Source organism: Azospirillum sp. TSO5, assembly GCF_003116065.1.
GTDB lineage: Bacteria > Pseudomonadota > Alphaproteobacteria > Azospirillales > Azospirillaceae > Azospirillum.
The window spans coordinates 65,932-84,637 of the sequence record NZ_LGQY01000058.1 but is presented as its reverse complement, the minus strand read 5'-3'; the positions used below and the strand labels follow the sequence as shown (position 1 = coordinate 84,637).

At 60.9% G+C, this 18,706-nt stretch carries 21 protein-coding genes; 8 read left to right on the top strand and 13 right to left on the bottom strand.

The genetic code is table 11. From position 1 onward, the window contains the following. Positions 1 to 116 precede the first annotated feature (116 nt). The gene (locus TSO5_RS32260) at positions 117 to 503 is read right to left on the bottom strand and encodes a type II toxin-antitoxin system PemK/MazF family toxin (RefSeq protein WP_146203762.1); all 387 of its coding nucleotides are present in this window, start codon (positions 501 to 503) and stop codon (positions 117 to 119) included. Further along, a complete protein-coding gene (locus tag TSO5_RS16190) occupies positions 500 to 1,183 on the bottom strand; it encodes a hypothetical protein (protein WP_109152507.1) in 684 nt (227 codons plus the stop codon). Before TSO5_RS16190 ends, TSO5_RS32260 begins: the two co-directional genes overlap by 4 nt. Before the next feature lie 380 nt (positions 1,184 to 1,563). On the opposite strand from TSO5_RS16190, the gene TSO5_RS16185 reads away from it, so the two are divergent. Together TSO5_RS16185 and TSO5_RS32255 are read left to right on the top strand one after the other, a co-directional pair. After that, positions 1,564 to 2,817: a hypothetical protein gene (locus TSO5_RS16185; protein WP_109152506.1), complete on the top strand. Its 1,254-nt coding sequence runs from the start codon at positions 1,564 to 1,566 to the stop codon at positions 2,815 to 2,817. Positions 2,818 to 2,854: 37 nt separating this feature from the next. Then, a complete protein-coding gene (locus TSO5_RS32255; protein WP_146203761.1) occupies positions 2,855 to 3,397 on the top strand; it encodes a hypothetical protein in 543 nt (180 codons plus the stop codon). Between the two features lie 69 nt (positions 3,398 to 3,466). Here TSO5_RS32255 and TSO5_RS16180 read toward each other — a convergent pair whose 3' ends face one another. Continuing rightward, positions 3,467 to 4,075, bottom strand: a complete 609-nt coding sequence (locus TSO5_RS16180) for a hypothetical protein (RefSeq protein WP_109152505.1) — start codon at positions 4,073 to 4,075, stop codon at positions 3,467 to 3,469. A 202-nt stretch (positions 4,076 to 4,277) separates the two neighbouring features. Here TSO5_RS16180 and TSO5_RS16175 point away from each other — a divergent pair, with 202 nt between their 5' ends. After that, a complete protein-coding gene (locus tag TSO5_RS16175; protein ID WP_146203760.1) occupies positions 4,278 to 4,616 on the top strand; it encodes a hypothetical protein in 339 nt (112 codons plus the stop codon). A gap of 62 nt (positions 4,617 to 4,678) precedes the next feature. Here the strand turns inward: TSO5_RS16175 and TSO5_RS16170 are convergent, their stop codons facing one another. Then, positions 4,679 to 4,885 carry a hypothetical protein gene (locus TSO5_RS16170; RefSeq protein WP_109152503.1) on the bottom strand — a complete coding sequence of 69 codons (207 nt, stop codon included), beginning with the start codon at positions 4,883 to 4,885 and terminating at the stop codon, positions 4,679 to 4,681. A gap of 14 nt (positions 4,886 to 4,899) precedes the next feature. Further along, complete coding sequence (locus TSO5_RS16165) at positions 4,900 to 5,121, bottom strand: hypothetical protein (RefSeq protein ID WP_109152502.1); 222 nt, start codon at positions 5,119 to 5,121, stop codon at positions 4,900 to 4,902. 148 nt (positions 5,122 to 5,269) lie between these two features. On the opposite strand from TSO5_RS16165, the gene TSO5_RS16160 reads away from it, so the two are divergent. From TSO5_RS16160 to TSO5_RS32250, 4 genes are all read left to right on the top strand, one after another. Further along, a complete protein-coding gene (locus tag TSO5_RS16160) occupies positions 5,270 to 6,082 on the top strand; it encodes a hypothetical protein (protein WP_109152501.1) in 813 nt (270 codons plus the stop codon). A gap of 198 nt (positions 6,083 to 6,280) precedes the next feature. Next, on the top strand, positions 6,281 to 6,730 hold the full coding sequence (locus TSO5_RS16155) for a hypothetical protein (protein ID WP_109152500.1): 450 nt from the start codon (positions 6,281 to 6,283) through the stop codon (positions 6,728 to 6,730). Between the two features lie 126 nt (positions 6,731 to 6,856). Further along, complete coding sequence (locus tag TSO5_RS16150) at positions 6,857 to 8,428, top strand: cadherin-like domain-containing protein (RefSeq protein WP_158282430.1); 1,572 nt, start codon at positions 6,857 to 6,859, stop codon at positions 8,426 to 8,428. A gap of 524 nt (positions 8,429 to 8,952) precedes the next feature. Continuing rightward, complete coding sequence (locus TSO5_RS32250; protein WP_146203759.1) at positions 8,953 to 9,765, top strand: hypothetical protein; 813 nt, start codon at positions 8,953 to 8,955, stop codon at positions 9,763 to 9,765. A 78-nt stretch (positions 9,766 to 9,843) separates the two neighbouring features. Here TSO5_RS32250 and TSO5_RS32245 read toward each other — a convergent pair whose 3' ends face one another. The 3 genes from TSO5_RS32245 to TSO5_RS16140 form a co-directional block, all read right to left on the bottom strand. Next, positions 9,844 to 10,890, bottom strand: a complete 1,047-nt coding sequence (locus TSO5_RS32245) for a hypothetical protein (protein WP_146203758.1) — start codon at positions 10,888 to 10,890, stop codon at positions 9,844 to 9,846. Beyond that, on the bottom strand, positions 10,887 to 11,210 hold the full coding sequence (locus TSO5_RS32240; RefSeq protein WP_146203757.1) for a hypothetical protein: 324 nt from the start codon (positions 11,208 to 11,210) through the stop codon (positions 10,887 to 10,889). Before TSO5_RS32240 ends, TSO5_RS32245 begins: the two co-directional genes overlap by 4 nt. 246 nt (positions 11,211 to 11,456) lie before the next feature. Further along, a complete protein-coding gene (locus TSO5_RS16140; RefSeq protein WP_109152497.1) occupies positions 11,457 to 13,595 on the bottom strand; it encodes a DNA topoisomerase in 2,139 nt (712 codons plus the stop codon). 423 nt (positions 13,596 to 14,018) lie between these two features. On the opposite strand from TSO5_RS16140, the gene TSO5_RS32235 reads away from it, so the two are divergent. Beyond that, positions 14,019 to 16,010 carry a hypothetical protein gene (locus TSO5_RS32235; RefSeq protein WP_146203756.1) on the top strand — a complete coding sequence of 664 codons (1,992 nt, stop codon included), beginning with the start codon at positions 14,019 to 14,021 and terminating at the stop codon, positions 16,008 to 16,010. A gap of 342 nt (positions 16,011 to 16,352) precedes the next feature. Here TSO5_RS32235 and TSO5_RS16125 read toward each other — a convergent pair whose 3' ends face one another. The 5 genes from TSO5_RS16125 to TSO5_RS16105 form a co-directional block, all read right to left on the bottom strand. Next, entirely contained in the window at positions 16,353 to 16,922 is a 570-nt protein-coding gene (locus TSO5_RS16125; protein ID WP_109152494.1) for a hypothetical protein, read from the bottom strand. Beyond that, a complete protein-coding gene (locus TSO5_RS16120) occupies positions 16,919 to 17,152 on the bottom strand; it encodes a hypothetical protein (RefSeq protein WP_109152493.1) in 234 nt (77 codons plus the stop codon). Before TSO5_RS16120 ends, TSO5_RS16125 begins: the two co-directional genes overlap by 4 nt. Beyond that, entirely contained in the window at positions 17,149 to 17,337 is a 189-nt protein-coding gene (locus TSO5_RS16115; RefSeq protein WP_109152492.1) for a hypothetical protein, read from the bottom strand. Before TSO5_RS16115 ends, TSO5_RS16120 begins: the two co-directional genes overlap by 4 nt. 85 nt (positions 17,338 to 17,422) lie before the next feature. After that, positions 17,423 to 17,665, bottom strand: coding sequence for a hypothetical protein (locus tag TSO5_RS16110; RefSeq protein ID WP_109152491.1), 243 nt, complete (start codon positions 17,663 to 17,665; stop codon positions 17,423 to 17,425). Positions 17,666 to 17,678: 13 nt separating this feature from the next. Then, positions 17,679 to 18,575: a hypothetical protein gene (locus TSO5_RS16105; RefSeq protein WP_109152490.1), complete on the bottom strand. Its 897-nt coding sequence runs from the start codon at positions 18,573 to 18,575 to the stop codon at positions 17,679 to 17,681. Between the last annotated feature and the right edge of the window lie 131 nt (positions 18,576 to 18,706).

Genomic DNA, 18,706 nt, shown 5'->3' with positions numbered 1-18,706 from the left:
AAGCACGCCGATGTTGCAATCAGTAAAATGAAAGATAATGGTATCTTCTTAAGGCAAAAATCAATAGACTGACGAGTGGTGGTTTGCATTCGTAGCTGTAAAAAACTTCAAATATATCAACTGTCTTCTTCGGCTTCGCCAATCTTATTCTTTATGGTAGACATGGTTTGAGCGGATATTTTTCCCCGCACCCGAGGGGAATTTCTCTCTGGTAGCTCTATAAAGTTGAATTCACCAACAATGGCAAGAGAAACCTGACCCTCGTCCATGTTGGCCATTCGCTTATCTAAGTGCGTCAATTCTACGCCAGAGCTGTATCCGATTCTGGTTGTTAGGGGTATGACAACGGCTTCATTGGGTTGTGTCTCATTAAGACCGACAACAATGCATGGCCTATCTTTTTCGCCACCCCGACCATATATCTTCACATATGCATCGCCCCAGCTAAAGGGATGCATAACGATCCTGCCATGCCACCACAGCTTATCGGAGTTCTGACTCATAGCACCCCCTTAATATTTCCGCCGCTATCGGAAAGCAATGTGACCGAATCCTGTGGACTATCGTGTGCTAGCCACTCCTCCATTAGTCCCTTCACATCGGCGAGCGACATCTCCCTTCTGATTGCGCCTTCCAGAGCCTTTCTTCTGACAAAATCGACAGGGAGGCGGCAAATGGCGTCGACAATTTCGAGATCTCCCGGCATGCGATGATAGACTTTGTTACCGAACTCCAGCAGCCTCCATCCGACCATCACCATGTACTCGACCTGATCATAGTCGGGGAAGTGAACGCTCTTGAAGCTGGCGAATTCGGCGTCCGTGGTCGTTCCGAACAGCGTCGATAAGAGGATCCCGGTGTCGATGGCGTTGAACTTGTTTCGCATCAAGCCGGCGGAGATCCGCATCGCCACCTTTTGTTTGTACGGCAGCTTTCTGTAGGCCCGATCCTGCTGCCACCATGCCTGGACCTCGCTCATGCTGTCGTCGAGCGTCGTGATGAGTGCGCCATCAGCGTCGCTAACGTAGCAGAATACCTGAACTTTGGTTGCTGGGGTTATTTGGACGAGTATCCTGTACAGACTCCGTCCTGGCTCCTTTTTCGATGGCCCAAGATAGTACCGGGGATCTTTTCCGGCGTTCCGGATGAAATTCCGAGCGCCGAGCTTTATTAGCTCACTCACGCCTAATCGCTCCCATGCGCGAGCTACTGGGTGTTTCGATTGCCTTCGGCGTTTCGCATTTCTTCTTGGTGGCGTCATGCGGGGTTGACTCTCACGAGGTGGCGAACGCGGTGCTGGCGGGCAGAGAGCACTGCACTCTGCACTCTGCTATCCTCATCTACTCTGCAACGGGTCGTCAAAGTGGTGGATGAGCGTACCTCTTCTGAAGCGGCAGCGGCTGGATTGCCATCCCTTGACGTGTTCCATGGGTGAAACTATGTCCTGATCGCTCGCTCCGCACAGGGCGAGAACATTGCTGCCGGGATGCCAGTCCCATTCCTGAGCTTCGCCTCGGCTCCGAGGCGAAGGCATCTCCAACCAACTGGCATTCGGAGTGGGCAATGTATCGCGGGGTTCTTTCGGTACTGGTTCGCCGTATCCGCGGCGAAGCCATGGTTCTTGCCATCGCGCTGCTGGCCGGCGCCCTTCATGCGCAGCCGGCGCATGCCTTTCAGGCCCCCCTCGGCGAGAGGGAGGTGCTGCATGATTTTCCATCGCCGCTTGCCGGCGGGATGGACGCTCCTGCCGACGTTCTGGCCCGCACGCTGGAGCGAACGAACACGAGCGGGCAAAACGCCAATTTCAAGCCGGACTCGTACCACGGTTTTATCCACGAAACCATGTTGGCCGACGCCATGACGGCCGAGTTGAAAGGGACGGGCGCCCGGGTTGAATTGCCGTCCCCGCCGGAGACCTTCATGGGTGCGGATGTTGACCTGAAGGTTACCGCTCCCGATGGTTCCGTCCGCCGCTATCAGGTTAAAGATTACGCTGCACCTAATCTCGGCGAGCTGCTGAAGCGGCTGACGCGGGGCGACTACGCGTCGCTCGACGGGGTCATCATCAACCCGGAGGCGTATGACGCCCTGCTGGACTTGGTCAAGTCGAAAGGGATCGATCCTGCCAGCATCCGCCCGACGCTGCTGAAGTCGCCCATTTCGGGCGTCGCCACAAGGACGATCGCCCGGAACGTCGGTGAATTGTACGACATCAAGTGGAACGGGAGCGGGCGTGTCGAGGTCTCCCCGAAGCCGGGCGCTAGTGCGGAGCGCCTTGCCCTGCTGCGGAGCGTTGTCGGCAAATACAATGCGGCGACGATGGCGGCTCTGAAAGACGAGGTCATGGCACCCGCGCAGGTGCTCAAGCAGGTGCGCCTGGCCTTCCGCAGTGCGGACGCCGCAGGCGTGGAAGGGACCGTTCAGAAGGCTACGACCGTCCTGAAGAATCTTCCATACGTCCGGGCTGTGGTGGTCACGGTGGTCGCCGGCGTGCTGGTGGCCGAGGTCGTCATGGAAGACGATCCCTCGCAAGATATCACGGTGCGTGCCGAGGCTGCTTTGAAGGTGCTGGCCAAAGAGGGGATGCTGACCGTGGTCGGAACGGCCGGCGGCGTTCTTGGCGGTGCTCTTGCCGGAGCTGCCGCCGGAGCGGCGGCCGGTGCCTTTTGCGGACCTGGTGCCCCGCCGTGTGCTGTGGCTCTAGGAGTCGTCGGAGGCGTCACCGGGGCCGTGCTGGGCGGCTTCGGTGCGTCTTATGCGGTCGAATACATGATCGAGGACGGGGCCGTTCTCGTAGCCCGGGCAGTGAGCCCGTGAGCCTCGACCGACATCCGTCAAACGTTGGAGCTGCGTGATGCCCGACCGCAATCATGAAAATGAAGGCTTCTTCGAGCGGATCGATCGTCGAGCCCAGGAGCGAGACGCAAAGTGGGTTCCGATCCACGCTGAAGATAATTATTCTGAGTTCAACCCTCTGGGCGACTGGAGGAGCAAGATCGACCGGCAGAATCTCTCCGGGACGGGGGCCGCTGGTATGCTTGATCGCGGCGTTCGCGCCGAGGCTGCCGCGCATGTGAAAAAAATTATGGCGGAGGGTACGGGTGCCAAGTCTGCGGCCTGTCGCCCGACACCGAGGCCATGCCACTCCCCCGAACCGCAACGGACCGATGCGCGGCTTTCCTCGGGGGACTCCGCGCTGCGATATGAAGGGGCAACCCCAACTATGATCCTCCTTCGGGATTCCGAAGGATTCCGGCTTGGCGTTCGAATCGCGTCTATCGAAGTTTGGCGTGAACGCACGCTGGGGGTTCAGATGGTCCTTCATAGTGGTGAGACCATCCTGGTGATCGGCGCAAGCTACGACACGTTGTCCGACGTGATCGATGGGTGGATGTAGCAATTCCGAACCTAGTGCGGACGGGGCAAGATGCTGCTCCGTCCGCCGGCCCGAGGCATCGCGTTGGCGCTACGGCTGCGGACTGCCGACCTCGGCGGTGGCCTCGGACAGCACGAAGGCGAAAAACCGCGACTTGCCCACGCCGACGTCGTCGATCAGCTCCTCGACGACCTGCTTCAGCTCCGACCCTGGGTCGTAGTGCACCTTCACCTTCGGTTCTGCGTCGAACTCCGGCCGTGCGAACTCCTCGCGGCGGGGGGTCTTCATCACCCGCTGCCCCAGATGATCCGTTACGGCCTTGCCGTCGATGCGGAGTGCCCGGCGCCGCTTGCTGGATAGGCTGACGTAGCGGCTCAGGACCATCCCGATCGCCTGCGCCTGCGTCACGGGCGGACTGGCCGCTTCGCACGCCGCCTTGAACGCATCGTAGATCGCGGACGGGACACGTGGGTTGAACGTCCCCCGGCGGTCGCGGACGGGCGGGGCGGCCCCCTTGGCCTGTGTCGTGACGAACCGCTTGAACGCCGCCAGCGTTCGTTTCGGGCGCCGATTCCAGGCAGCCACGAAGTCGGCCAACAGGGCGGGGTCGCCATCGAAGGCGAGTCGCAGCCTCTTCCCGTCATCCTCGACCGATACGGACAGAGGAAAATCGTCGTCCGGGGTCGTGCGTTCGGACATTAGCCGTCTCCTGTATTTGCCAGCAAGCTGGTAAACGCTGGCATCTCTCAAAAGCTCATTTACAGTATTATCCAGCAGGCTGGCAATAGCTGACCGGAAATTGATGTCATATCGACAGGAAAACAGTGTCCTTACAACGGCTTAGTAAGGCGTACATTCATGCATGTGCCTCGATGAGGGGCGATCATCCATGGAGATTGTCATGGGTCAGGTGATTCGATTCCCGGGCGGGCGGGACCCCGGCAGGCGCCGGAAGCGGGCTGAAGCGAAAGCAAAGGCGAAGCCGAAGAAGGTGCCGGTCGGCCGGCGGCTTCATTTCCTGCCGAGCGACGATCCGGTGCTTGTGCGGAACGTCCTGCACGGCTTGCTTTCCCGCTTCGGCTGGCATCACACGGCGGGGCTCTACAGTCGCATTGTCCGCAGGTGCGGCCAGTTCGATATCCGCGGCGACGAGGAGGTGATGTCGAAGATTACTGAGCGGATCGAAGAATTGCTCTCCGACTACGTCGTCGTGAACCGCTTGGTTCGCTCCGTGGCGTGACCTGAAGGGCTGTGCATGACGTTTTCAGCGGGGCCTGGGGGACACTCTCCGGGCCCCGTTCTTCATTGCTTCCCATCGCCCCGCGGCAGGGCCTTGATCGCCTCGCTGGCGGACATTGCGGCGCCTTCGTCGGCCTCGGCGATCCGCTCCACGAGGTGCATGGCACGGCGTTCCGCCTGATCCTCCACCATCGCTCTCGACTTCGCCGCTAGGTCGGCCAGCCGCCTCCGGCGCCGCTCGCGCACATGCCCCGCAGGCGCATCCGTCATCGCCTTTCTCCCGTTCAATGCATTCTCTCCCGCCGCGGGGCCTCGGCCGACGCGAGCAGCCGGGCGATCTCCGCCTTTTCGACGTCTCCGTCGCCCCGCGCGAGCACGGCGACGATCTCGCGGCACGCGGGGTGGCCGGGATTTTCCATCGCGAACGCAACGGCAGCCGCCAGAACGCTGCGGTCCGCATCGGGCGACCGCGGCAGCGGCTTCAGAAAAGCTCCGAACGTCAACATGTCTCACCTCCAGAGGCTAACATAACACGCACGCTCAAATTTGTCAACATACTTGGCGGTCGGAGCATCCGGCGCCGTGAGCAATTGAAGTTTGCATGCAGACATGTTATGATCTGCACAATTTGGTGAAACCGGCGGGAGAGCGGCGATGGCGATGGATCCGAGCGTGTGGCAGACGGTGTTGGAATTCTACAGCGAGTACCGCGACCCGACGCTCGTCGGCGCCGCCTCGCGGGCGGTTGACGTGCTCGGCGGAATCGCCGGGGTCATGAAGGCTTCCGACCGGGATATTATCTACGCGACCACTATGCTTGAGCGGACCTATCTCGCGGCCGAGCTGCACCGCGACCCCGAGACGGGGCGCCTCGGTCCGAAGCCGACCGACGCCGACATCGCCGAGGCCGTGCGGGTGACGCTCCGCCTCGCCGTCGGCACCGTCGCGCACATGGCGGAGCGGAACGGGATGGGGACGCCCTCCGCGCTGGAGTCCGAGGCCACCGCCCGGCTGATGCTCGTGCGTTCCGCGAAGCGTCCGCCCGTCATGCTCACCCCGGACGGACCGCTGTTCACGATGACGGAACGCCAGCAGTACGCCGTCGAATGCCGCATGAACGGCAGGGAAGACGAGCGCTGGGACCCGCTGGCCGCCGACCGGGCGGTCGCTGCGTCCAGGATGGCGGGCATCCGCGACGACCTGCTCGACCGGTTCCGCAGCTCGATAAGCGCCGAAGAGGCGAGGCCGCAGCCGAGGCCCGAGCCGGAGGTCGCCGCCAGGATCGCCGCTCCTCCGGCCCGCCACGAGGCGGAGCAGGCCCCGGCCCCCCGCCGCACCGGGGCCGCCGCCCTGTTCAAGGGAATCTTGGACGGACTCGACGACATCGCCCGCCGTCGGTCGGACGAACTCGACCGCCGCCCGTCAGGTGGACGGAAGGACTCGGGCATCTCTGGGCCGAAGATGTGATCTCGTCTAAAATTTTTTCCTCAAAGAGAAAAATCTTCCACTCGATGCATACCGAAAAACAGGAAGGAGTAGGCCATGTAAACATTCTTTGTCTTAGAGGAAAACGCAAAGAACAACTTGACAATATCCCCCTTCCGTGTCATGGTGTGATTATGAAGGACGGGCCGACGGCTCGACACAAACGAACGGGAGATCACCATGGGAATCGTGAAGGCGAACAAGGGCGTCAAGATCGTCAAGGGCAACGAAGAGCAGATCGAGAGCGTGCTCGACGGTGCACAGCGGAGCTGCAACGCCCGCACCGTCAGCGTTAAGGAGGTCTTCGAGAAGGCGGAGAGGGCCGAGAAGGCGCTCGCGAGACTTGGAATCCCGAAGACCAAGCGTGCCGGGGCGATCTACCGCTACTGCGAGGGCGGTGCTTGGGCGAAAAGCTACAAGTACGCCGCAGGCTCAACCGGCATCACTCTCAAGCGCAACACGCTGGGCTGGTATCTCACCGGAGCCGACCGTGGAAACTACTATCCTGGATCGGGGAAGTTCGATGCCATCCGCCTGTCCGACGCACAGAATGAAATTGTGATGAGAGAGGTCCGCCGCGCACTGTCGGACAGCAGCTCCTGCCGCGACGCCATCGACGGCATCTTTTGACAATAAAGTGTTGACATGCGGATGCGTAGATCGCTGAAAACTCATGCTGACACTGGCCGAAGCGGAGAGGGGGGACACCCTTCTCCGCTTCGGCCGCTCCTCGTCGCAGGCACGGCTGCGGTCGCCATGCTCTCGTCGATGGCCGCTACCGCTGAAACCGTAGCGAAATTCTACTATCCCGGCCTCGCCAGATCCTCCGGCGGGGGCGGTCCGTCCTTTCCTCCGCCGTCGCCGGGTGCCCCGAACGCGGCGCCCGTCATCGCATCGACGGTGCTGAAGACGACGACGAGGGACAAGCCGGTGGACATCACCGCGGCCGAGATGCTCGCCGCCGTCTCCGACGCTGACGGCGACGCCCTGACAATCTCGTCGCTGTTCCCGACCGCCGGGTCACTCACCGACAACATGAACCTCACCTGGAGCTGGACACCGCCGTCGGGCCGGCTCGGCGACTTCGACCTCAACTTCTCGGTGACGGACGGAAAGGCTTCAGCGGCGGGCATCGTCCGCGTCTCAGTGATCCTCGCGAGCCTCGCGGGCAACGCGTTCGCCTGGGGCGCCGACACCTTCGGCATGCTCGGCAACGGTCCGCTACACGACGGCATGCAGCGGCCCTACCGGCTGTGGGGGCCGACCGGCGAGGACGATGGGCTCGACTTCACGACGCTCGCCATCGCCTCCGGCGCCGACACCGCCAGCTTCGCCTGCGGGATCAGGGGTGGAACCGGGGCGGCCTACTGCTGGGGCAACGGCAGCACGGGCACGCTGGGGGACGGGACCGTGGCCGCGCACTGGTCGGAGACCCCGTCCGCCGTCGCCGGCGGTCTCAGCTTCTCGAAGATCTCCGCGGGCGACTCCCACGTCGTTGCGCTCGACACGGCGGGCACGGCATGGACGTGGGGCAGCTCGAAGACCGACTACGAAGGCGGCACCGGAGATTCCGTGGATTACGGCGTGCCGACGCGGGTCCACGGCCCAACGTCGCTCAGCGACGCGTTGACATACTCCGACATCTCGACGGGCGACCGTCATTCGTGCGGCATCCAGTCTGGAACCGGGGCGGCCTACTGCTGGGGGCGCTCGGACTCCGGCCGCACGGGGACGGCGGTGGACACAGGCACGCGGTCTCGGCCCCGACAGGTCAGCATGCCGTCGGGGGCGAGCAGCTACGTCGCCTTCACGCAGATCGAGGCAGGGGAAGGGCAGACCTTCGCGATCGAGCAGGGCACGGGGCTGGTGTGGGCGTGGGGCTACAACGGGGACGGCCGCCTCGGGCTCGGCGCCAACCGCTCGAACCCGTTGAAGCCCGTCCGCATCGACGGGCCGACCGGGACCGCAGACCGCCTTGCCTTCGCGAAAATCTCGGCCCGCTTCAAGCACGCCTGCGGGATCACCGCCGTCGGGGACGCCTACTGCTGGGGCCTCAACCCGGCCGGCGAGATCGGGGACGGGACGAGCTCCACCGTCGTCGAACGTCCCGTGCCGGTCGCCGGCGGACGGAAATGGGACGACATCGCGACCGGGCGTTCGTTCTCGTGCGGCATCGAGCGGGGGACCGGCGACGCCTACTGCTGGGGGTCGTGGGTCGCCACGGGCGGCTCCACCTCGCCGCTGCCCGTGCTCATGACCGAGGCCGACGGCACGAAGTTCTCAAAGATCTTTGGCGGCACGCAGGCGGTCATGGCGATCAAGCGGTGATCTGCGGGCGCGGTGCGAGGGGCTTCTTTCCCGCATGTGGAGTGGAGCCCCACTCATGCCCGGGATGGCGCGGAGTTCCGTCCGTGCTTGTCTGTGATCCGAAGGGCTTCGGGTTGAGGTGAACTGCTGCGAGTGGTGTCAGGATGCCTCCCAAGCCGCGACCAATTGGCTCCCGCTGAGCGTCTGCATGCGGTCGTCTCAAGCCCAATTCTAGGATGCAAGTGGGCCAAGTTATATGGATCGTGTCGCTTGTAGCTGGGCAGAAGCGCAGAATTCTGCCTGCCAATTTACGTAAGGCCCGTCTAATGCACACGACTCAGCAGCGCCGTCTACGGTCACGATCGCCTTCCTGCTTGGCATTTCTGCCTGAAGTGGTTGGAGCCCAACTGGCCCTTGCCTCCGAGATCAGCTTCGAGGCAGGGTGGCGATTCAGGGCCATAAGGCGAGCCCAAATCCGTACATACTGTTCACCCTCTATTATGCGAGATATCACCTTGTCAGACCAGTTTCCCGAGTTAGAGAGGTTGCCGCTCGATTCCTTTGAACAGGTGGTCATGAGTGGCTCCCTTCGTGTCGTAGCAGACATAGAGAATCCAATCGGCCTGAACCTTTTTGCCGCCGGCATCCGAGAATTGTTCACTCATATTTTGCATCGGCTGGCTCCCGATCCTGAAGTGACTAAGTGTAAGTGGTACGAACCAGAGCCTAACACTAACGGTCCGACGCGTAGGCAAAGAGCAAAGTACGCGACACAAGGTGGGTTGCCCGATGAGTTCATTGAAGGGGCAGGCGTAGATGTGGGTGATCTTCACAGTGAGGCAATCAAGGCGATCGATCGACTCAGTAAATACACCCATGTTAGGCCGGGTTCACTGGTGTCTGACCAATCAGAGATCAACGTCTTTGTGCGGGGTGCTCTCGCAGCTATGGAAGGGCTCTTCGCATCCTTTGACGAATGTCGTAGTAAAGTGCTTGATGCCGTTTATGACCAGATCGACGAAGAGGTTGTCTCGACCTTCATCTCAGAAACCATTGAAAGCATTGATGAAATTGCCACTCACCATTGCATAGATGAAGTCTGCATTGAAGATCTGGCAGTCGTTGCCATAACTCATGACGTCATCAAATTCATGGTTTCTGGGTCTATCGGCGTCGAACTCCAGTGGGGCTCCAGCTCAGACTTCCGACGAGGAGATGGTGCGGCGATAGATAAAAGCTTCCCGTTTCGCGTGACGATGTGGTCATCGGTGGACGACATCACCAGTTTTGAAGGCGTTGATTATTCAATCGATACGGATAGTTGGTGGGACGGATATTATGACGATGATGAGCAATAAATCATGCTAATAGCCTAGTGTTCTGAAGCAGATGATTGTCTCGCTCTACGTACATAAAGGTCCGTTTGGTGCACACCACTAGGATAAGTGGTTTATTTTCTCAGGTATCGAGAACGCCAGCGGTTGCGCCCAATCCTCTTGCCGCTGCATCGCATGCTCTTCGTAGGTTGGTGTGCCGCCGCTTCTCTTTGAGAGTGCGCACGCCATTGCGGCTGATATTTGCCCCCCGAACAGATCGTCAATATACAAAAATTGGCCTCCCGGATTAATTTCTAGAAAGTAAAAGTCTCCACTGCTAGTTTCCTGAAGATCAAAAGCACCATATACCAAGCCAGCATCATCCATGAATTTTTTGATCCGATCCTGTATGGAATAATCAAGTTTGCAAGGATGGCGTATTAGCTTGGTGTCGATCCTAACATCATATGGGTATCTCGAATCTCGTAGGTCGGTTCTAGCTGAGAACAGCTCTCCATCTATCGCAATCACACGGTACTCAAAGGTTGCGTTGATAAGCTCTTGAAATATAACGGGGCATGCTCCGGTGTTCCTTATAATTGATCTGTATTCGTCCCGCCAGATACGTGTGGGTTGCCAAAATTCTTCGGAACCGGAGAACGACTTAAATATAACCTTAGGGTGATTCAAAAGAAACGTCTCTATGGCTTGCACGGAAGATGATACGCATGTGGATGGTATCGAAAACCCAGCACGTTTAGCGGACGCTAGTTGATACGTCTTTCTATCAATCTGTCTGTGCTTGTTGGGGTTGTTGATAAATTCGGATTTATGTAGAAGCCACTGAACTACGCTGCCCCAATAATGGCGGGCTTCGCCCGCTATGTATCCGCTAGCAACGGGATCGTTCTCGATTGTTGTCGCAAAAGGTTGTGGGCGCCGCCACCAAACAGAAGGGGCCGAGTCGAGATTGAAGATTTCTCCATCAGCAGAATGTATCCAGATGGACTCACTCTCGTTGTCCACACGAAAAGAGGAAAAATATTTCTTCCCAAATTCAGAAAAATCAATCAACAGGGGATGGGCATTGGACGATAGACGCCGGAGGACAGCCTCAGTATGGCTGTCACCCCGGGTGGAAAATATCAATACAGAAGGGGATATCATACGGGATCTGCGGCCAGATCGTCCCGGCTCTTCGAAATTGTGCCGCCATCATCAAGATATTTGTAAATTGTGTTAGTGCCTGCTCTGGAAGCGGTTATCATATCGCCCTTTATTGTAACTTCAATTTCAGCTTCAGGGTTTAGGAAAAACCGCACCAACTCTCCTGACGCATCAACATTTTGTAAGTGCTTGATTGCGTCAGTGGGAATTCGGACAACGTCGCCGGCAGGGGTCACAACCTTTACGTCTGAAACTGCCTTGAGGTCAGCCGGTTTGTCCAGGTACGACCCCACAAGCGGGATAAAGGCTGAGCCGTGCATTGGGAAGCTCTCCACATATCCGTTGATCCAATGGAATGATGCCTACAAAATGCAGAAATTCAAGAATGAATCCTCTCGGCCTACGTGGTGCGCCTTTCAGGCAGACACTGTCCGGATTTGTGCATCCATCATCCTCATGCAGCAGAAGCCATTTCGGCGATTCCAGTGTGGTCTTGACTTTGTGTGCCTTCACACAAAGCAGGAGCCACGTCCGGAACCGCCTAAGGTCAATGACCGCATGTCTGGCTACGCCGCCCGGCTTCCGAAGCGGGAGCCTCCGCCCTTGCCGCCGGACGCGAGGCACTTGTCGATGAACGCCGAGCACACCTTCGCGTCCTTCGTCGCCGCGTCGGGCAGCGGGATGCCCTTTTCGGTGGCCAGCTTGCGGGCGAAGCCGATCTGCTTCTCAGACGGCGGCAGCTTGCCGCCGTTTGCCTTCAGGCAGTCGTCGATGAAGGCCGAGCAGACCTTCCAGTCCGTCTCCGCCCCCTTCGGCAGCGGCACGCCCTTCTCGGACGCAAGCTTGCGGGCGAAGGCCAGCTTCTTCTCGCTGGGGGCGCCGTCGGCCCCGCCGGCAGGCCGCTCCGGTGCCTTCGACTTCAGCACCTCGATGATCTTGGCCGCGTCGTCGGCGACCGACTTCACGACCTGCAACGCGGGCCGCTTGCCCAGCACGACCTCGTCGAGGGCGGTCTCCCACAGCGCGGTCACGCCGGGGTCCACAAGCCGGGGAGCGGATTCCGCCAGCAGACGGTAGAGCTCCAGCGCCGCCTCCGACGGCACGACGTTCTTGCCCTTCGCCACGAGGAAGTCCTGATCCTTCAGGCCCTTGATGACCTCGGCGCGGGTCGCCGGCGTGCCGAGACCCTTGGCCTCCTTCAGCCGCTCGCGGAGGTCGGCGCGGTCGGCGGGCAGGAACCTCCAGGCGTCCTGCATCGCCGCGATCAGCGAGCCCTCGGTGTAGCGGGGCGGCGGTTTCGTCTTTTTCGACTCGACCTTCGCCTGCGACAGGGCCGCCGCCTCGCCGTCTGACATCGCCGGCAGGGACTGCTCGCCATCGTCCGCCGCCTCGTCCTCGGTCACCTCCTCGTAGACCGCCTTCCAGCCCGGCGACGTGGTGATCCGTCCGGTCGCCCGGAACTCGTGGCCCTGCACGTCGAGGGTGGCCACGGTCTGGCGGTAGAGATGGTCGGGCAGCAGGGCGGCGAGGTAGGCGCGGGCGACGAGGTCGAACAGCCTGCGCGGGTCCCCGCCCAATCCCGGGATGGTGCTGAGGTCTCCGTTGACGTTGGGGATGACGGCGTGGTGCGACACGCCCTCAAGGGCCTTGTCGGAGAACACGCCGTCCTTGCCCCGCCTGATCACGGGCTCGTCCGGGGTCTCGACGCCGTAGAGACGGGCGAGCTGCGGCATCAGCTCCGCGGCCTGGAGGATCATGCTCTCCGACAAGTAGCGGCTCTCGGCGCGGGGGTACGTGATGACGTGGGCCTCGTAGAGATCCTGAGCCACCTCCAGCGTCTTGGCGGCGGTCCATCCGAAGCGGGCCGAGCACGCCTTCTGTAGCGCGGGGAGGTCGAACAGCTTCGGCGGCGCCTGCCGCTCGTCGCTGACCTTGACCTTCAGCGGGCCGCTGTAGCCCTCGGCGGCCTTGGCGATAGCCTCGGCCTTCGCCTTGTCCTCAATGCGGTCCTTGCCCACGTGCCGCATCTGGAACCCTCCGGCGGCCACCTTGGCGGTCGCGGAGATCTCGTAGTAGTCCCTGACCTGGAACCTCTGAATCTCCAGCTCGCGCATGCAGACGATGGCCATCGTCGGGGTCTTCACGCGGCCGATGCCGATCGCCTTGCCCTTCTCGTGCGGCAGCAGGACGGAGGCGGCGCGGGTGAGCGACAGGTTGTAGACCTGGTCGGCTTGCTGGCGGGCGATGAACGCCTGGTAGACACCCTCCAGCTCAGACGCCGGCTTCAGCTTCGAGAAGGCGGACTGTATCGTCTTCTTGTCCTGGGCGGTGAACAACGCCCGCCTGACGGGGCCCTTGAAGCCGAGGAACTCGACGATCTCGCGGCCGATGCCTTCGCCCTCGCGGTCGCAGTCGGTGGCGATGATGACCTCGGAGGCGTCCTTCAGGGCTTCGCGGATCTGCTTCAGCCGCTCCGGCTTGCCGGAGCCCGTGTCCGCCTTCAGCGGATACCGCCCCTGCGGCGGCAGCAGCACCTCGGTGCTCCATCTCTCCCAGGCGGGGTTCACTTCGTGCGGCTCGGCGAGCTTGATGATGTGCCCCTGCGCCGCGAGGACCTCGGCCTTCGCGAACGGGGTTCCGGCGAGTCCCGCCCGGACGTCCTTCGCCTGGCTCGGCTTCTCGCAGATGATGACCAGCTTGCTCATGATTGCTTCCTTTTGTGATTGTAATGCGTCGTCATGCCAACACGAGGAGTGCGGAGGACGGACGCGTGAGCGTCTGCGGATCGAGGAACCGTGCGGCGGAACGCCGTCGGCTGCCGGTTCCCGTTGGTGTCTTAGAAGTAAGACAAGCGCGTGATAGTCTGCATGTCAACACAATCCAACGACGGCCACTTGATCGTGAAGCAGGCGGCGGCCACGAACGCCGCAGCATGCACGGAAGGGTGACGAGCATGGCGAGTCCATGCATACTCAAGGTGAAGGTATGCGACGCGTACACGAATGCTGCGGAACATGTGCGGGCAATGGCCCATGTCCTCTAGGACGGAGTTGTGCTTGTTCAATTTCAGCATCCAGTTTGTTGCCGTCTGAGAACAATAGAGAACGAAGCGAAAGCGCATTATCAAAATGAAAGCAGACGTTACCATCAAGCGGCTCGATGACGGAACGTTGTCACTCCGCATGGATCGGGCCCTGAATTCCAATTTCAGATACATTCCCATTTTTAGCGTCAGCGACGGAAGTGACGGCGATAGAATATATGGGACGCTTCCTCCTGAGTTCGTGCTTTCGATCCTCAACCAGGAGGATGGCTCTGGCTGTATCGCTATTGGCGTCGAATTTGTTAAAGGAATTATTCGGTTACAGAGCAGGGTTATTGCCCCTGAATACATAGAGTCATTTCTTAAAAATACATTCGGTTGGCTCCCAGTGCGAAAAATTGACCTGCTATATTGCCGACAGGAGCATAAGGGGGAATGGTGCTATCTGGTCATTTCAGAAAAAATAGAGCAGGGAACGTTTGGCTGGAATCTTAAACGGATCACAAATAGGCCGCGGTCGGTGCTGGATAAGATCAAGAATGATTTTGGGGCTGGGAGGGAATTATCAGATTGGGACACGCAACTCACATCGATTTCCATCTCCAGGTATCTGGAACGCCGCGCCGCCATCAAGCCTAATGCCATCGAGACCCGGTATGCCCCGAACGATCTCCCGATCTTGCTTGGGCTGGGAGTCAACGAGGATGGAAGGGGATGCCTTGATGAAGCTTTGGCCGCATTGGGCAGGAATGGACAACTGGAAAGCGCCATTTACGTCCGGTCCGGCTACGGTCCTGATGTCTCTAAAAAAGACATTATGGGATGGACAGAGCGTTCGTTCCGATACCACAAAGGCATTCTTGGCAACAATACGAAGGAGTGTATGACAAGAGTTTCCCCGCTTGACCATTTGACGCCTGGGGAACCCAGCCAGGAGCGGGAGCGATCCGGCTTGGGCGGCAAAATGTATCCCAATATCTACAGGCTGGGGGGAGATGTCTTCGACGTTGTCTCTAGCATCGAGAACGTAGTTAGTGACCCCGTAGAGATTTTTAGGGGCGAAAGGATTGCTCCGTCCCGCTTCAACCAGAGAACGTTCGGCATGGCGTTGAAAGAACTCGCCGTTAATGCGTTCGTGCATGGATATTGGTATTCCGAGCACCATTCAACCCGTGACTATGAAGCTATCGGCCAAAGTGCCAAAGCCATGGCCATTGTCCATCTTGGCAACAGGATAGAATTCATTAACAGACAGGTTCCGAGGCCAAGAAACAAAATAATCCGGGATGACTGGAGGCACTATCCCCTGATGCGGTCGAACCTGCATGTCGCCTTAAAGGACATCGGCCTAGCACATTGCCGGAACATTGGCCTCAAGCTTGTCCAGTCGCGGATTATGAAAATGGGAATGCCTTCCCCATTGGTTCTCGATACTGAAAAGTTCTTCCGCGTGATAATCCCTATGCAAGACCATTTCGGCACAATTGCGGTCCCCGTGGACACCCAGCCCGGCAATGCCGGGATCAAACTTGTGGAACGATTCTTTGCACTGAATCTGTGTCTGTTGCTTCGACGCGTCGATGAGGAGATTGCTTCGAGTGCCTTGGGCATAGCGATGAGCGACGCTGGCTCCCAGCTTGCGCAACTGTGGGAACATGGAATGCTAGCAAGGGAAGACGACATACGTTACAGCACCGAGTGGAATGAAGAGCGGTTCGACCTTCCCAGCTATCGAATTGATGATGAAGGCCTTGTTCTAGATGAACTAAAGCGAGTTTCTTCGGAGTTGGCTCTTCTGCCAGCCCCGGAAGGCATGTCGCCGAGAGGGCTTTATGCCTTGAGTACAGCATACCACTATATGCGGGGGCTTAACTGGTTTGACCGAACTGAACCTGATTGGGTGCGGAGCGCTAGAAGCGACGAACGTGAACGGCAGAGGGAGCGCGAAACAATATCTCGAATCTTCACGGAGGAAGGTGTCTACGGACCAGACGCGCCAAACCTTGCACTGCGTTATCACGAGAAAATAGTTAAGCTTCTTCTCGAACATTCAGGTGGTTGCCAATCGCCGTCATAGCTTCAGTTAAAGCCGCCGGTCATCGGCCAAAAGCTCGTTGAGTCAGTGAGGCAGGTACGGGGCCATCATCCGGCGGACGGAATTCAGCACCGCACGGACGGACTCTCGGACGGCCGCCGGGCGGTCTGAAGGATGGCAGAGATCGGCCCGCTCCTCGGCATCCAGGAGCAGCTTAGCGGCCTCGCTTCTGATGCCAAGCAGCTTCGCATCTTGTCTGTGGAGCATGCGTCTGATGTCGTCCTTGTTTTCGTAGCAGCCGGAAGAGGGTGTTGGCGGGACCAACCCAAGACCCCCGCTCTTCACGCTTTCTACAACTTCCGGGTTTGGGCGTCCATGGGAGGATCATCGGTGCAGCGCAGCGAACCGCTTCCGGAAGCCGGCGCGGTATCCCGCAGCCGTGGGCGACGATTCCGTCCAGGCCCGCAGCCTCGCCTCACCCGGCCCGGCGGCGAGCACCGGACGGACGATCTCGGCCAGCCCCGGGGGCAGACGGTCGGCGCACCCGAGCCGGGCGGCGGTCTCGATCTGAACGACGTGGGCGACCGCCTCCTCCCGCAACGCGGCCTCGGCGTAGGCGTCGGCATCCATCCCCGGGGGAGGGGCCTCGGTCCAGCCGCCGCGCGGCAGCCGCCGGGCGTGGGTGAGTTCGTGGGCGAGAGCGGAGGCGAGGATGCAGCCGTCATCGATCGGGAACAGCAGCAGCACGCCGAAATCCGGGCGGTAGGTGCCGAAGACCCCGTAGGGCAGGTTGCGGGTGAACACGATGTCCGTCCGCCCGGCCGCGGCGGCGTAGTCCGGCCCGAGAAGGGACAGGGCCTGGTCGAGAGAAGGGGGCTGCCCCGCCGAGGCGGAGGGGGCCAGCAGCATGGCCGCAGCGGAGAGCAGGGCGGCCAGCCGGAAGGCGGGTCTCATCCCTGCCTCCGGAGCAGCTCCCGGAGCTGGTCCAGGACCAGCTTCAGATCGTCCTTCAGGGGCGCCAGCCCGTCGCGCAGGTCGGCTAAATCCGTCCGAATGCCGGCGAAGTCGGCCCGTGCGTCACGCAGATCGGACGCGAACCCGCACAGGGATTCCCTCGACCGCTCCGACTCTTCGAGCAGGCGGCCGAGGCTTGCGGACAATGCCGCTTCGTCGTCGGCGCTCACAGAAGGCCCGTCAGCAACGCGTTCACGCCGTAGAGTGCGGAACCGGCGGCGACGAAGCCGGCGAACAGGGAGGGCTGGAGGCTGTCGTAGACGGCGCCGACCGCGGTGCGGGCGACGATCGAGGCGTTGCACAGCACGAGTATCGCGAGCACAGAGGCGGAGGCGACGGTCAGGATGTCGAGCATAGTTCATCTCCTTCGGTTACGCACCATGCATAACACGATAAGGATAGAATGTCAAGTTATCGGGTGAGACCCGAAGCCCTACGGGTCAGCGGAGCCGTCCGAGGGCGGAGACGGCGGCACGCACGGCGATCATCGCGATCACTGCCGCGGCTGCCGTGCCGAGACCACCGAGAGTGCCCGCGATGGCCCCGAGGCCGTGCGCCGCGTGGACGAGCAGGGGGACACCGAAGACCCCCAGAAGGGTGCCGGCGGCGGCGAAGGCGAGGCCGAGCAGCAGTGCCCGGGCGAACCGACCTTCCGCCCCGTCCGGGCTGCCGAAGACTTTCATCGTCTGTTCCTCCTCAGATCTTGAGTCCGCCCGACGACCGGGCGGCTTCGGTCCGCTCGGGCCGCCGCAGGCCCTCAGCGACCCCCTTCATGATCGCAGCGGCACCGGACGGACGGACGAACGGCTCGACGGGAGGCCCGCCGGCGTAGCGTGCGGCGACCTCCTCCGGGCGGAGCCAAGGCTGGCCCAGCTCGGCGGGCAGGTCCCGGAGGGCAAGCTTGTACGAGCGGCGCTCACGGGCCTTGAACGGGTCGTATTCGCTCTTCGAGAGAGACGAGCTCTGGACCTGATGATCAAGGGGAGGCCGCATGACGAGGCGGGTCGAGGCGACCGCAAGGGCCTCCTGCCCGATGGCACAGCCTGATAGGCTCTGCCTGGCAGGCATGCGGAAGGCCACCCGGCGGGCGTCGTTGCGGTCGTCGGGAGTCGGCACGCCCTTCGTCTCGAACGCGACCCGCATGCCGTAGTCGAACGCCGTCTTCAGCGTCTCGGCAGCCGCCTGCATGACGCGGGCCTCGGCGGCGCGGCGGACGCCGTCTTCAAGGTGTTCGAGACGCACGCCCTCGCACATCGACAGAGCCTTGGACGGCTCAGCCGTGCGAGGCATATAGTCCCGGGCGCCGCCGATCTCGATTGTCAGGTAGCTGAGCTCCAGGTTCGACAGGCTCGGCTTCAGCATCGAGAAGTCGGCATCCCGCGCGTCGGACAGCTTGCCGCGGGCTATCTCGACGGACACCGCCAGGGCCGCCTTCGCGAGCACGGCGCTCCGGCTGGGCGAGAACAAAGGGGAGCCATTCAGGTCGCCACGCGCAACCGGCACGAACCCGGTGCGTTCCCCGTCCGGGGATTCCGTCCGCCAGTTGATGCCAAGCTGCCCGTCCTGACGCTTCATCGCCGCGGTCGTCGCCATCTCACCGTCCTCCCGTCATGATCACCGTCCTCCCGTCATGAGCCGCGCATGCAACAAGGTGTGGCATGCAAACACATTTCTGAAAGAAGGGTAGCGCTGCATGGCTGCATACGTCAAATGCCCCGCAGGCG